Origin of the sequence: Streptomyces turgidiscabies Car8, from assembly GCF_000331005.1 — a bacterium.
In the GTDB taxonomy this organism is placed as follows: Bacteria; Actinomycetota; Actinomycetes; order Streptomycetales; family Streptomycetaceae; genus Streptomyces; species Streptomyces turgidiscabies.
The window spans coordinates 60315-74090 of the sequence record NZ_AEJB01000208.1; the positions used below are offsets into that span (position 1 = coordinate 60315).

Consider the following 13776-nt stretch of genomic DNA (forward strand, 5'->3'; position numbering starts at 1 on the left):
AGGTGCTCGATGCGGGGCTCCAGTTGAGGCAGCCTCCGACCCTCAGTCTCCACCGCGCCCGAAAAGGTTGCCGTGGTTTCGCGGATCCCACGGTTCAGGGGCCGACGGGGGCTGGTCGGCCTGGAAGCGGGGCGCTTCTCAGTCCTTCGGGCAGACGGGGTCTGTTGACGGGTCGGGGAGGTAGGCGGCACGTTCCTCGGAGGTGAGGTCGCGGTGGACCGTGCGGCAGATCTGCTTGATCGCTTGGTCGGGGTCGAGGGTGGTCATGACATCCCTGACAACCCACAGCCGTACTGTCCCGTCTTCGCTGGAGGTGGCCAGGGTGCGGCCGTCGGGGCTGAACACCAGCGAGGACACCCCGGACGGGTAGTTCGCCCCGACGAAGCTGTTGACGGCGCTGCCTGTGTCCGCGTCCCACAGTCGGACAGTGCCGTCGTAGCCGCCTGCCGTGGCGAGAGTGCGGCCGTCAGGGCTGAAGTCCAGGGCGGACAGCCATCCCACGTGCTTCGTCAGAATGCTGCGCGCCCGACCGGTGACCGCGTCCCACACGCGTGCTGTTCCGTCGTCGCTGGCGGTGGCGAGGACCCGGCCGTCAGGACTGAACGCCAGGGCGTTTACCGGAGCGTCATGTCCTGTGAGGGTGACGCGGACCTTACCGGTGGCCAGGTCCCAGATCAGCACTCTGGAATCGCCGCCTGCCGTGGCGAGCGTGCGACCGTCGGGACTGAACTCCAGCGCGTTCACCCCGTCGTGGTGCCCGGTGAGTGTCCGGCGGATCTTGCGGGTGGCCAGGTCCCACAAGCGGATGTACTTGGTGTCGCTCCCCGTGGCGAGAGTACGGCCGTCGGGGCTGAAGGCCACCGACCACACCGCGGCGTCGCGTCCCGTGAGTTTTACGGGAGGTTTGTCGGCGGCGGCGCTCCACAAGCGGACGTACTTGTCGTCGCTCCCCGTGGCGACAGTACGGCCGTCGGGGCTGAAGGCCACCACATTCACCACTTCGGTGTGCTCTTCGGGCTTCAGTAGGGCTTTACGGGTGGCTGGGTCCCACAGGCGGACCGATTCGTCGTCGCTGGCGGTGGCGAGGGCACGGCCGTCGGGGCTGAAGGCCATCGCGTTCACCGCATCGCTGTGTCCGGTGAGTGTGGTGCGGTTGTTGCTGGCGGCCGGGTCCCACAGGCCTACCACCTTGTCGCGGCCCGCGGTGGCGAGAGTGTGGCTGTCCCGACTGAAAGCCAGCCCGAGAACAACGTTGTGATGTCCGGCGAGGGTGGTCCTGAGCGCACCGGTGGCCGCGTCCCACACGTCTACGAAGCGGTCGGTGGCAGTGGCAAAGGTTTTACTGTCCGCGCTGAAGGCCACCATGAGCGCTGTCCTGTAGAGGACGGTACGTTTCTTTCCGCTGACCGCGTTCCTCAAGATGGCGTCGTAGCCGTCGGCTGTGGCGAGGGTGTGGCCGTCAGGGCTGAAGGCCACCGAGGTCACAGACTGGGTGTGCTCCTTGAGCTTGGCGCGGGGTCGGCGGCTGTCCAGGTCCCACAGGAGGACGGTCTTGTCGTCGCTGCCAGTGGCAAGGGTGTCGCGGTCGGGGCTGAAGGCCACCGCGTTCACCGCTCCGGAGTGCTTCTTCAGAGTGGCGATGGGTTTACGGGTTTCCACGTCCCACAGCAGGACGGTCTTGTCGTCACTACCAGTGGCGAGAGTGCGACCATCGGGACTGAAGGCCACCGCGTTCACCGCTCCCGTGTGCTTCTTCAGAGTGGCGATGGGTTTACGGGTTTCCACGTCCCACAGCAGAACGGTCTTGTCGTCACTACCAGTGGCGAGGATGCTGCCGTCGCGATTGAACGCCAGAGCGTTCACCGCCCCGTCGTGTCCGCCGAGTGTGGTGCGGAACTTGAACGTCTTCGCGTCCCACAGTCGGACTGATCCGCCGGCGCCGGCGCTGGCGAGAGTGTGTCCGTCCGGGCTGAAGGCCACCGCGCGTACCTCGTCGGTGTGGCCGGTGAGGCGGCGGTGCGTCGGCAGGGCCGCGGCGCTGCGGAGGCTGCCGAGGGCCTCGGACGTATGGCTGCTGTCGTATGCCTTCACGGCCAGCAGCGAGGCGAGTTCGGGATTCGTGCCGATGAGTTCGTCGGACTGGGCGGCGAGTTGGCGCGACACCCCTGCCTGACGGGCCGAAGTCACCGTGCGCCACTGCCAGATGGCCCCAAGCCCGGCGAGCAGGGCGAGTACCAGCAGCCCACCGAGCACAGCGTTGAGCCTCCTGCTCCGGCGGATGCCGGCCCGCTGGCGCTGTCTGCTCGCCGTCAGGAACGCCTCGATGTCCACCGGGAGCCGGCGTCGTCGCGACCACTCGACGCCCTCCGCGAGTGCCGAGCCGCCCAGCAGGTCCCCCGCGTCCTTCTCCGTGGCCCACCGGTCCTGCCGTTGGCGCGTGCGGTCGAGCCACTCCTGGAACCGGTGATCCTGGTCGACCCACTCCCGCAGTGCCCCCCAGTCACGGATGAGCGCCTCGTGGATCAGCTCTGCCACCGGTTCCCCGGGAGGGGCGCCGGGGCGTTGCGGGGTCTGGAGCGTCTGCGTGGTGATGATGCGCCGACGGGCGAGCGCGGCGATGACCGCGTCGACGGCCGCCGGCTGACCCGTCGCCGTGTCGGTCGGGTCGGCGGCCAGGTCGCGCAGTTCGTGGAGCGGGACCTGTGTCCGTACGGCCGTCACGTTGTGGCTCGGGTCGGCGGGGTGCACCAGCGAGGTCAACGCCCGCCGGGCGATGAGCCGTTGCTCGGCGGACAACTCGTCGAGGGCGCTCTCGCACCACGTGGTCACGCTCCCGCTGACCCCTCCGATACGCCGGTACGCCTCGTGGATGAGGTACCCGTCCTGCCGTCGGTCCCACAGTTGGGCCAGCGTCATCTCCAGCAGGGGCAGTACGGTGACCGGTGCCTCGCGGGTGATGGCCGCCTTCGGGGTGATGTCCAGGACGTCGCCGATGATCCGCTCGGGCAGTCCGGGCTGGAAGTGGAGGCCCACGTCCAGAGCCGGCAGGACGATGATGTCGTGCAGGTCCTGCTGGCTCAGTGTGCCGGGCACGTTGAGGAGTCCCGGCATCGCGGCTTCCAGCAACTTGGGCGCGAGCGAGGCCAGTTGAGGGTAGAAGTCGTCCCGCATGATCAGGATCACGGTGACCTTGGTGTAGGCGTCGGCCACCGTCGTGACCTCGTCCAGCACCGCCAGGATGTCCCGCAGCCGTCCGTTGGTGGACTGCACCAGGAGCTCCTCGAACTGGTCGATGACCAGCAGGACGCGCTGATGACTGGGATCGGCCGCGAGCCGCTGGTTGACGGCCGCGACGATCCCTTCGCTGCTCGCCCCCGGCAGTCCCGCCCGTTCGATCTCGGCGAGCATGTTCTGCCCCGGCCGGGTGAGGACGGGCAACCACCGGTCGCTGCGGGCCAGTTCGCCCGCGGCCAGTGCCCGCAGCACCCCCGCCTGGATCAGCGACGACTTGCCGGACCCCGACGGCCCGAGCAGCAGGGTCAGCCGTCGCTGCTGCGCAAGGTTCGCCAGGACCTGTCGTACCGCCTCCTGGCGGCCTTCGAACCACCGGGCGTGCTCGGCGGTGAACGGCTCCAGCCCCCGGTAGGGGCACAGCTCCCGTTCGGCGAGTTCCGGCAGGATCTCCCGCAGCACCTGGGTCGGGGTGACGTACGCGATGCCCTGGCCCCTCTCGTAGGCGTCGGGCGCGGCGATCTCGGTGAGCATGCCGACGACAAGACCGGTGTCGTCGTCGAGGACCGGTCCGCCGCTGAAGCCGGTGGTGAGGTCGTTGGCGTCGGTGAGTTGCAGATGCGCGCTCCTGTCGTCGGAGCCCGGCAGCAGATCTCCGGATTTCCCGTAGCCGAAGTGGCCCTCCGGCGGAGCCTGGGTGGGGAATCCGAACGAGCGCACGTCGTGTCCCCTGCAGTCCCCCGCGGATCCCAGGGGAAGTGTCCGGGTTCCTGCCGGTGTCCTGCTCAGCCGGATGAACGCCACGTCCTCGTTCTCGACGGCGCGCCACAGCTCTCCGGCGACCTGTCCCTCCACCTTGTCCGCGCTTTTCACGTGCGGGAAGGAGAGTTGGATGCTCTCTCCGGGGGCGCCCCCGGCCGCTGCGACGACGTGTGCGCAGGTGACCACGAGATCCTCGGCGACCAGGAATCCCACCCCGGCGACCGCTTCGTCCGGTCCGAGGATCCGGGCCACCGCGGCGAGCAGATCCGACGCGACACCATCGGCCGGTTTCCGGTCCGCGTCCGCGCTGGTCATCGGGATCGGCCCGCGCTCTCGTCCCCGTACGGACGAACGGAGTTGTCGTTCGTCCACGACACCGTCACCTTCAGATGGCAACCGGCCTGACTCTTGGTGATCACGGCTCCGGCCTCGACCGCGAGATCCACCCCGAACTCGATCGCGATCTCGTCCGGGCGCGCCTTGCGCAGTTGGTCGAGCGCCGCCCGCGCCACCTCCGTGACCGGTTCCAGCGCCCCTTGCAGGGTCACCGGCAGCTCCTGGACCGCGTCACCGATGCGGCCGGCCTTCACCGGGCCGTCCGACGCGGCGGCCGTCCGCTCGACCAGGACGCAGCCTCCGCCCTCCAGCTGAATCCGCGTCAGGGCTGTCACGACGCCTCCTCGTCCCCGGTACTTGTCATCAGTACCTGACCGACGCGTTCCCGAGCCTCACGTGGAGTACGTCCGGCGACGTTCTTGGATCCTGGAGAGGCGCTGGAGGAACGCGGGACGAAATTGATTGACCGTTGAAGGGCCATTCCTGATCCGGCGTGTACTTCCGGAACGTTCGACGAGTGACCGAGCCGGTGGGCGAGTCCGGTCGAAACGATTCCTCTGCATCCCATGCTGCTCCCTCTTCGCCCTTGCTGCATCCCGGGGGACGCGCGTGTGCAGCGGCAGTTCCAGGCACGGCTCGCCGTCGATGAACTCGCCCGCGCGTGCGCCCCGTCGACCCTGCCGAGGAGCTGCGGCTCCGGGTGCGGCTTGCGGTGCCCGCGTCCCAGGTTCGTCCCAACAGCGGTCCGTCCCCGCAGGTCACAGGTGTGCGAATGTCCCGGCGTCCCGATCCGGAGCAGAAGGATCCGCTGCGGGACGGCCGCTGCCAGCATGGCCGCCGACCGGGGACAACCGGCCACTCGCACGTCATTCACAAGCCATACGCAAGACGAACAGCAAGACAGGTAGGGGGAAATCCTGATGGGACCAAGAACGCTTCTGCGCGGTCTGACCCTCGCCGTGGCAGCGGTCCTGCCCCTGTACGGGCCCACGGCGGTACAGATGGCGCAGGCGGCGCAGGCCGGGGCGGCGACCGCGGTCGCGGTCTGCGGGCATACGAGCGCGCAGCCGACCCTGGAACGGGGAGCGACGGGCGACTCGGCGGTCGAGGCGCAGTGCGAGCTGAGTCTGGCGACGAAGCCGAGCCGGTACACGCCGATCGCGGCGGACGGCTCTTTCGGGCCGGCGACGGAGACACGGGTCAAGGAATTCCAGCGGTGTGCCGGGCTGGGCGTGGACGGGGTGCTGGGCCCCCAGACCTGGGCGGCGCTGAACACCTGGGCCACCCAGCCGCACACCTGTGCGACCCAGGGCACGTCCGGCACGGCGCAGGCCACCGTGTGCGGCCACACCGACACCCGGCCGACGCTGAAGCGGGGTGCGAAGAGCACCGAGGTCAAGGAGGTGCAGTGCCGGCTGAACCTCGCCATGGAGGCGTTCCACTACCCGCCGCTGACGATCGACGGCGACTTCGGGGGCGGTACGGAGTCCCGGGTCGTCGAGTTCCAGCACTGCGCCAACCTCGGCGCCGACGGCACCGTGGGCCCGAACACCTGGGCGAAGCTGGTGGACTGGTCCAGCCGTAACACGTACTGCACGCCACCGCGCCCCGCCGGGTACCCGATCGACGGCCTCGACACCGCCAAGTACCAGCACCCCGGCGGCGCGCCGATCGACTGGAAGGCCGTGCGGGCGGCGGGCGTCGAGTTCGCGACGGTCAAGGCCACCCGGGGCATGAACGTCACCGACGAGTACCTCACCGCCGACCTCCAGGGAGCGCGGGCGGCGGGGCTGGCCGTGGCGCCGTACCACTTCTACACGGGTACGGCGGCCGGAACGGGAGGCGCCCAGGCCGACCGGTTCATCGCCGCCGTACGCGCGACCGGGTACACCGGGCAGCGGGCGGGCGACCTGCCGCCGGTCTTCGACCTGGAACGCATGGACGACGGCAGCGGACGCTGTCCCACCTACGGCACGGTGGACGACGCCAAAGCCTGGCTCGACCGGGTGGAGGCGGCCTTCGGCCGTACACCGGTCATCTACACCCAGAAGTCCGTCCTGGACGACTGCCTGAGTTCGACCACCGCCTTCGCCCGGTATCCGCTGCAACTCGCGGACTACCGCCAGTCGATCACCCAGCCGCCGCTGCCCAACGGCTCGACGACCTGGGCGATGTGGCAGTACACGGACGCCGCGCTCTTCCCCGGCATCCAGGCACCGGCGACCGCCGACGTGTTCAACGGCACCCAGGCCGACCTGGACCGGCTGGCCAACCGGTGATCCCGGCCGTACCGAGGAGGAACCCCATGCTCGACCGATTCACCCGCGCGTCCCTCGTCGCCCTGCTCGTCGCCCTGGGCTTCACCGTTCCGGCGCCCGCCTCGGCCGCCACCGCCGCCACGAGCTGTTACGGCGGAGCGGTCACGGTGCACTACGGGGAGGTGCGCGACTTCGGCCCGTACGTGACCACGAGCCGCTGCACGGACATCAACATGCGCATGACCGGCGGCGACGCCGACTTCGGCTGGGCCTGCGTGCAGTTCGCGAAGGTCGGCGCCTGCAACTACTGGACCAAGATCGGCCGGAGCTGGACGACCATCGCCACCGACGTCCTGAACGGAACGAAGTTCACCGTGCCCAACGGCGTCGATCTGGAAGGCAGTTCCGCCACCTTCCAGATCGCCTTCTGACCCGCTCACCCACTTCACCGAACGGAGACCACCATGATCAGGACCAGGATGCTCGCCTCAGCTCTCGTCACCGTGGCCGCACTGCTGGGAGCGGGTGCCGCGCCCGCCGCCGCACAGGCCTCGGCCGCGGCGACCACCTGCTACGGCGGCGCGAAGAACCTGAACTACCGCTACAAGGGGGACGGGCCCAGGGAGTACGGCCCCTTCACCACGTCCTCGCGGTGCGGTGACATCAACATGCGGCTCACCACGGACGACCAGAGCTTCCTGTACGCCTGCGTGGTGTTCGTCGACCACACCACCAAGTGCAACCACGACAACACGTACTCCCTCCACGGCACCCCGTGGGCGACGGTCGCCACCGACGTCAAGGACGGCACCCGCTTCGTCCTGCGCGTCGGCCCCTATGACACCGGCGCGCAGGACGTGGACTTCCAGCTCGCCTACTGACCTCTTTTCCGCTCCTTCTCGCACCACCGTTCCGAAAGGACGACGATGACCTTCCTCTTCCGTTCCGCCGACGGCCGCTCCGTCGGCAGCCGCTCGCTCGACCGCCGCACCATGCTGCGCGGCACGCTGGCCGCCGGCGCCGCCGCCACGTTCGGTCAGCTGCTGTTCTCGGGCGTCGCCCAGGCCTACTCGTGGTCGCGCACCATGAACCAGGGCGACAACGGCGCCGACGTGACCGAGCTGCAGATCAGGATCGCGGGCTGGGCGTCGGACAGTGCCGCCCACAACCGGGTCGGCATCGACGGGGACTTCGGCCCCGGTACGGAGGCCGCCGTCAAGCGGTTCCAGGCGGCGTACGGTCTCACCGCCGACGGCAGCGCCGGTCCCAACACCCAGGCGAAGCTCAACGCGCTGGAGCAGTCGGACGGCTCCACGCTCCACTTCAACTGGAGCGAGTTCTACGACCAGGCGAGCGGCAACTTCAACGGCGGCAAGGTGAGCGCGGCGCAGGTGAAGGAGAACGCCCGCCGCTGCATGTACAAGCTGGAGGCGCTGCGCAAGAAGCTGGGCGACAAGCCGATCACTGTCAACTCCGGCTTCCGGAGCATCGCCCACAACGCCGACATCGGCGGGGCGAGCGACAGCATGCACCTGTACGGCACCGCGGCCGACCTCGACGTGCCCGGCGTGGCCACCAAGACCGTCTACCAGAAGGCGGAGACCTGCGGGTTCTCCGGGCTGGAGAGGTACACCGTCGACCACCAGCACGTCGACAGCAGGGCCGACCTCGGCCGTGACTGGTGGTGGGAGAGCGGCACGATCTGACACCGCCGCCCCGGACGATCGACCATCCGGAGCCGTGGTCAGCCCCGGGTACCGCCGCGACGGTACCCGGGGCTGACGCGGTGTCGGCACGTCCTGCTCGAAAGGGTGCCAGGCCTGGAGCAGGTCGACGAGACCCCGGCCGCCGTCGGTCCGCAGGGCACCCGGCAACTCCCGTTGACCGGCGGCAGCCAGGGGATTCGGGGCTCTCAGGTCGCGAGGAGGCCGCGGCCCAGCCAGTCGGTGGAGTCGTGGACACCGGGCAGGGCGAAGAAGTAGCCGCCGCCGGTCGGGGAGATGTAGTCGACGAGGGGTTCGTCGATCAGGCGGGTCTGCGTCGCCTCGAACTGGCGCCTGACGTCCTGCTGGTAGCAGCAGAAGACCAGGCCCATGTCGAGGTTGCCGACGGCGTCGACGCCCCGGTCGTAGTTGTAGCCGCGCCGCAGGACGCGGGAGGCGTCGGTGGCGGAGGTGCGCGGGTTGGCCAGGCGGATGTGGGCGTCGAGCGGGATCGCCGCGCCCTGGGGGTCCTTGGCGTAGTCGGGGGTGTCGGTCTCCTGGGCGCCGTCCAGCGGGGCGCCGGTGTCCTTGCGGCGGCCGAACATCTTCTCCTGCTCGGTGAGCGAGACCCGGTCCCAGAACTCGACGAGCGTGCGGATGATCCGGATGACCTGGTAGCTGCCGCCGCTCGCCCAGGCCGGTTCGCCCAGTCCGTCGCCGACCCAGACCAGACGCTTGGTCTCCCGGGCCGAGGTGACGTCGGGGTTGGCGATGCCGTCCTTGAAACCGAGGAGGTTGCGCTGGGCGCCGGTGGGGCGCGGGGCGTTCTGGAAACCGTCGATACGCCACTCGATCTGCATGGCACCACGGGTGTGCCGGGCGATGTCGCGCAGGGCGTGCAGGACGACGTCCTGGCGGGCCGCGCAGATCTGCAGCGAGAGGTCACCGTGGCACTCGGCCGCGTTCAGGTTGTCGTTGGGGAACGTGCGCATGGGGGTGAGGTGCCGGGGTCTGGCCCTGGCGAGGCCGTAGCGGTCGTCGAAGAGGGAGGCGCCCACGCCGACGGTGACGGTGAGCGCGTCGGCGGGGACCTCGGGGCCGAGGATGCCGCTGTCGGAGGGCGGTGCGCCGACGCCCAGGTCGGCGGGGGTACCGCCGGTGGTGAGGAACCGGGCCCGGGCGGTGATGGTCCGCAGCAGGTCGGCGAGTTCGGCGCGGTCGTCGGCGACGACCCTGAAGGAGACGAAGGTGGCGGCGGCGGGCGCCGGGGTGACGATGCCCGCCTGGTACGTGCCGTGGAACGGCACCGGTCCCGCGCTGCTCGTCTCCGCCGCCTGAGCCTCGGTCGTACCGCTCTGGCTCAGCGCGAACCCGCCGCCGGCCAGCGCGGCGCCCGCGGCCCCGGCTCCCAGGGCCCGCTTCACGAAGGAGCGACGGCCCGCACCGGCGGGGCAACCGCCCTGCGGACGGGGCGTTTCGGCGGACGGCATGGGGCGGTTCCCTCTCTCAGGTGTGACGTCGGCGGGCATCAGGCGGACTTCCGGATCTCCAGCAGGTCCGGCACCGGCGCCAGGTCCTCCAGCAGTTGCCCGGTGACACCGTCGAGCCGGGCCCGGGTCGTCGCGTCGAGCCTGTCGACGGGCGTCCAGGCGGTGCCGTGGTGCGCCGAGTCGAGCAGTCTCTGGAGTCGCGCGATGTCGGCGTCGACCGCGGTGAGCAGGTGCGGGGCCCTGGTGGTCAGCAACGGGCGCAGTACGGTGAGGAGTTCGCGGGTGCCGGTGAGGTTGGCCTCGGTGGTGGCGAGTTCGGTGCCGCTGCCCTGGTCGGCGTCTCCGGTCAGCTCGAACTGGAGCGTGTTCTCCAGGATCTCGTGGGTGCGCAGGGGCAGGTCGCCGGGGTCGAAGTCCTGGGTGGGGAAGGCCTTGCGCAACCCGGCGGCATCCGCGGCGAGTTGTCGCGCGGGGGCCTTCAGCTCGCTCGCGTCCTGCCCGTGCCACAGCCCGTACTCGATGCGGTGGAAGCCGGTGAAGTCCTTGTCGCGCACCCCGCTCGGCAGGCCGTCGGGCCTGCCGTCGATCTTCTGGTCGAAGTCCTCGAAGGTGCCGTAGGCGGCGCCGAGTGAGGCGTACGTGCGGTGTGCGGTCAGCCAGTCCGTGCGGGCCCTGTCGAGGTGGCCGGCGTCGATGTCGTCGGCGATCCGGCGGGTCCGGGCGACGAGCGCGGTCAGACCCCGGTCGACGTACGCCTTGTAGGACTTCAGGGGTCCGGCCAGGTCCTCCGCGGAGACGGGGACGACCGCTCCGGCACTGCCGCCGCCTCCGCCGACCCTGACCGCCCGCGAGGTGACCGCCTTTCCGCTGGTGGGCACGCAGCGCCAGGCGTACGAGCCGCCGGTGACGGTGGCGACGAGGTCGCGGGTGGTGCCGGGGGCCAGGCCCTCGATCTCGCCGTAGACCGCCTGGGTGGCCGGGTCGACGAGGTAGACCTCGGCGGTCTTCTCGCCGGTGTTGTGCATCTGGAAGGTCTGCCGGCCGGGTTTCGGCGCGGTGAAGCCGTTGCCGCACTCCGTCTCGGACACGGCCACCGTCTGGGCGCCGGCCGGCTTGGAGTCGCCGAAGGCGACCAGGAGTCCGGCGAGAACCCCGGGTACGGCGACCACGGCGACGGGCACCACCCAGACGGGGCGGCGGCGCCGGGCGGGTTCCGCCGGGCCGGGTTCCGCCGCGACCGGCCTCGCCGCCGGGGCACGTACCCCTCGGACGAAGAGGGTCATCACCACGGCGAGGTAGCCGACGTAGGCCGTCACCTGCAGCCAGGTCATCGTCGGCGTCAGGTTGAACACGCCCTGGACCAGGGTGCTGTACCAGGAGCCGGCGTCGACGCTGCCGGCGAGGTCGACGGCGTACGACGTCTTCCCGGGCAGCACCCCGCCCTCCTGCAGGTCGCGCAGGCCGTAGCCGAGGACGCCCGCCGCGATCACGATGAGGACGGCGCCGGTGGTGGTGAAGAACTTCGTCAGGTCGATTTTCAGGACCCGGCGGTAGAGGCCCCAGCACAGGCCCGTCGCGAGGAGCAGACCGATGGCCGCGCCGGTCAGCGGGCCCGTGGACTCGCCGGCTGCGCGGGCCGTGGTCCACAGGAACAGCGCGGTCTCCAGGCCCTCCCGGCCCACCGCCAGGAACGAGGTGACGATCAGCACGCCCGCGCCCGTCGTCAGCGCGTCGGTGACCTTGTCCCTGATCTCGCCGGAGAGGCCGCGTGCCGAGCGGCGCATCCAGAAGACCATCACGGAGACGAACGCGACGGCCACGACACTGAGCGCACCGCCGAACGCCTCCTGGGCGGTCGCCGACAGTGAGGCGGCGGTGAAGGTCAGGACCGCGCCGAAGCTCATCGCCAGCGCGACCGCCGCCAGGACGCCGGTCCAGACCTGCGGCAGCCGGGACTTCGCGCCGGCACGCACCAGGGTGGCGACCAGGACGGAGACGACGAGTCCGCCTTCGAGTCCCTCCCGCAGCCCGATCAGGAAACTCGGAAACGCGTCGTCCCACATGTGCGGCGGCCCTTCCTGGCACGTCCCAGCCCCAAACGGCACGACTTAGCCAAGGCATGCCTTACTTCCGCCGACCATCATGACCACATATGCGTAGTCGATCAGCCATGCGAAGGCCACGGCGGAGCAAAGAACAGCTGGCGGTACGTCAGGTCACCGAGGGGCCGTCAGCCGCGCGCCCCGAGTGCCCTGGGGACGCGGTCCAGCACGGGGTACGGGAGCAGGCCGTAGTGGTAGAGGTCCACCGCGTCCGCCCGTCCGGGACCGGTGGCCGCCGCCGTCTCCACCACGGCGCGCGCGGCCGGTTCCACCTCCGCCAGGTCCACCGATTCGGCCACGGCGTGGGCGTCCGTCACCGTGCCGGGGCCCAACACCACCGACGACATCCCGGCCCGGGCCGGTTGGCCGGCGTCCGTACCGAAGGGCATGCCCTGGATGTCGCGGGGGCGGCCGTGGGCGGCGAGGGCACCGCACAGTGGGGTGACGACCGGGGTGTCCGGCGAAATGTCCAGGGCCGGGTCGACCGCCGGGTCAGACCCTCAACCCCGGTTCCGCCGTGCCGGAGCCGGGCCGCTGCTCTCCCGCACGATCAGTTCCGGCTCGGCCCACAGGGGCAGGGCCGGGGCGGTGTCGGGTTCGAGGAGCCGGTGGAGCAGGCCGAAGCAGCCCCGGCCGAGGCCTTCGAAGTCGAGGCGGACGGTGGTCAGGGCGGGGTGGGCGTAGGCGGAGTGGGGGGCGTCGTCGAAGCCGACCACGCTCAGGTCGCCCGGCACGTCCCTGCCCACCTCCCTGGCCGCGCGCAGGACGCCGAGTGCCAGGTCGTCGTTGCCGCAGAGCACGGCCGTGACCGACGGGTCGACCAGCAGTGAGCGGCCGGCGAGGTAGCCGGAGCGCGGGCTCCAGCCGGCGTCGAGCGGTTCCGGGAGGGGCTTGCCGGCCGCCCTGAGGGCGTCGCGCCAGCCCGCGGTGCGCTGGCCGGTACGGGTGGTGGAGGACGGGATCGCCACGTAGTGCACGGTCTCGTGGCCGAGGCCGAGGAGATAACGGGTGGCCTGGGCCGCGGCGGCCCGGTCGTCCAGCCAGAGCTCGGGCCGGTCCCCGGGGGCGCCGTCCTCGGGGCGTTCCACCACCGCCGCTGCAGGGAACCCGGCGGGCAGTGCCTGCCATGCCCGTACGCCCGGTGCGTCGAAGGCGATGACCAGCACCGCCTCCCCCGGCCGGCTGACCCGGGCCGCGACATCCGCGGGCTGCTGGGCCGAGCCTGCGTCGAGCACGCTGATCCCGACCGCGAAGTCGGCCGCCCGTGCCGCCACCTCGATGCCCTTCAGGGTCGCCGAGGCCCCGTACAAGGAGGTGTCGGAGGTCAGCACGGTCACCGAGCGCACCGCACCGCCGGCCAGGGCCCGGGCCATCCGGTTGGGCGTGTAGCCCAGCTCGGCGATGACACGCAGAACGCGGGCCCGGGTCGACTCCCTGACTTTGGGGTGACCGTTGACGACCCGGGAGACGGTCTGGTGGGACACGCCCGCCTCCTTGGCGACGTCCCGGATGCTGACGGTCCTGTGCATGGTGGGGACGGCTCCTCGTCGGTACTGGCTCGGTACTGCGTCGGTACGGGGGACCGCCAGGGCTGACGGTACCGCCAGGAGAAAGTTCCGCACGGAGTATTGCGGGAGCCAAATGTTACCGTTCACACTTCTCCTGCCTCAACGACGCGAGGCACGCAGAGATCCTGGTCCGCCGCAGGTCCGCCTCCCTTGGCGACTGCGCCACCGCGCGCACTCCACCCCGCACGCCTGCACTTCAACCGCCAACTGCCCCACTGGCGACCACCAACCGCCAAAAGACTGCCTGTCGCCGCCCCCGGGCGCAAAAATGTGAACGTTAACATTCGTGTCCACAAGAGCGTCCCGGCCGCGCAACCACATACCGC

10 protein-coding genes are annotated in these 13776 nt (G+C 70.6%); 4 read left to right on the top strand and 6 right to left on the bottom strand.

All coding sequences use genetic code 11. From position 1 onward, the window contains the following. Positions 1-138 precede the first annotated feature (138 nt). Together STRTUCAR8_RS13330 and STRTUCAR8_RS13335 are read right to left on the bottom strand one after the other, a co-directional pair. Positions 139-4365, bottom strand: coding sequence for an nSTAND1 domain-containing NTPase (locus tag STRTUCAR8_RS13330; RefSeq protein WP_234372453.1), 4227 nt, complete (start codon positions 4363-4365; stop codon positions 139-141). Then, positions 4305-4664 (bottom strand): CU044_2847 family protein, encoded by a 360-nt coding sequence (locus STRTUCAR8_RS13335; protein WP_006376247.1) that lies wholly within the window; start codon positions 4662-4664, stop codon positions 4305-4307. The genes STRTUCAR8_RS13330 and STRTUCAR8_RS13335 overlap by 61 nt, the downstream gene beginning before the upstream one ends. Before the next feature lie 585 nt (positions 4665-5249). On the opposite strand from STRTUCAR8_RS13335, the gene STRTUCAR8_RS13340 reads away from it, so the two are divergent. Genes STRTUCAR8_RS13340 through STRTUCAR8_RS13355 form a run of 4 tightly spaced genes read left to right on the top strand, consistent with a single transcriptional unit; the run spans position 5250 to position 8293 of the window. Then, positions 5250-6608: a GH25 family lysozyme gene (locus STRTUCAR8_RS13340; protein ID WP_006376260.1), complete on the top strand. Its 1359-nt coding sequence runs from the start codon at positions 5250-5252 to the stop codon at positions 6606-6608. A 26-nt stretch (positions 6609-6634) separates the two neighbouring features. Next, a complete protein-coding gene (locus tag STRTUCAR8_RS13345) occupies positions 6635-7018 on the top strand; it encodes a hypothetical protein (protein WP_006376219.1) in 384 nt (127 codons plus the stop codon). Positions 7019-7051: 33 nt separating this feature from the next. After that, positions 7052-7468 carry a hypothetical protein gene (locus STRTUCAR8_RS13350; RefSeq protein ID WP_006376233.1) on the top strand — a complete coding sequence of 139 codons (417 nt, stop codon included), beginning with the start codon at positions 7052-7054 and terminating at the stop codon, positions 7466-7468. Between the two features lie 45 nt (positions 7469-7513). Further along, a complete protein-coding gene (locus tag STRTUCAR8_RS13355; RefSeq protein ID WP_006376193.1) occupies positions 7514-8293 on the top strand; it encodes a D-Ala-D-Ala carboxypeptidase family metallohydrolase in 780 nt (259 codons plus the stop codon). A 206-nt stretch (positions 8294-8499) separates the two neighbouring features. On the opposite strand, the gene efeB is transcribed toward STRTUCAR8_RS13355, so the two are convergent. The 4 genes from efeB to STRTUCAR8_RS13375 all read right to left on the bottom strand — a co-directional run bounded on the left by efeB (position 8500) and on the right by STRTUCAR8_RS13375 (position 13411). Beyond that, positions 8500-9780: an iron uptake transporter deferrochelatase/peroxidase subunit gene (efeB, locus tag STRTUCAR8_RS13360; protein ID WP_006376208.1), complete on the bottom strand. Its 1281-nt coding sequence runs from the start codon at positions 9778-9780 to the stop codon at positions 8500-8502. Between the two features lie 38 nt (positions 9781-9818). Continuing rightward, positions 9819-11843 carry an iron uptake transporter permease EfeU gene (gene efeU / locus STRTUCAR8_RS13365; RefSeq protein WP_006376262.1) on the bottom strand — a complete coding sequence of 675 codons (2025 nt, stop codon included), beginning with the start codon at positions 11841-11843 and terminating at the stop codon, positions 9819-9821. A 167-nt stretch (positions 11844-12010) separates the two neighbouring features. Further along, on the bottom strand, positions 12011-12271 hold the full coding sequence (locus tag STRTUCAR8_RS13370; RefSeq protein WP_006376201.1) for a hypothetical protein: 261 nt from the start codon (positions 12269-12271) through the stop codon (positions 12011-12013). A gap of 111 nt (positions 12272-12382) precedes the next feature. Continuing rightward, positions 12383-13411 (bottom strand): LacI family DNA-binding transcriptional regulator, encoded by a 1029-nt coding sequence (locus tag STRTUCAR8_RS13375; RefSeq protein ID WP_006376294.1) that lies wholly within the window; start codon positions 13409-13411, stop codon positions 12383-12385. Positions 13412-13776 lie beyond the last annotated feature (365 nt).

Coding starts and splice junctions, on each gene's coding strand:
- STRTUCAR8_RS13340 (WP_006376260.1), top strand. CDS start 5,250: ATGGGACCAAGAACGCTTCTGCGCGGTCTGACCCTCGCCGTGGCAGCG.
- STRTUCAR8_RS13345 (WP_006376219.1), top strand. CDS start 6,635: ATGCTCGACCGATTCACCCGCGCGTCCCTCGTCGCCCTGCTCGTCGCC.
- STRTUCAR8_RS13350 (WP_006376233.1), top strand. CDS start 7,052: ATGATCAGGACCAGGATGCTCGCCTCAGCTCTCGTCACCGTGGCCGCA.
- STRTUCAR8_RS13355 (WP_006376193.1), top strand. CDS start 7,514: ATGACCTTCCTCTTCCGTTCCGCCGACGGCCGCTCCGTCGGCAGCCGC.
- efeB (WP_006376208.1), bottom strand. CDS start 9,780: ATGCCGTCCGCCGAAACGCCCCGTCCGCAGGGCGGTTGCCCCGCCGGT.
- efeU (WP_006376262.1), bottom strand. CDS start 11,843: ATGTGGGACGACGCGTTTCCGAGTTTCCTGATCGGGCTGCGGGAGGGA.
- STRTUCAR8_RS13370 (WP_006376201.1), bottom strand. CDS start 12,271: ATGCCCTTCGGTACGGACGCCGGCCAACCGGCCCGGGCCGGGATGTCG.
- STRTUCAR8_RS13375 (WP_006376294.1), bottom strand. CDS start 13,411: ATGCACAGGACCGTCAGCATCCGGGACGTCGCCAAGGAGGCGGGCGTG.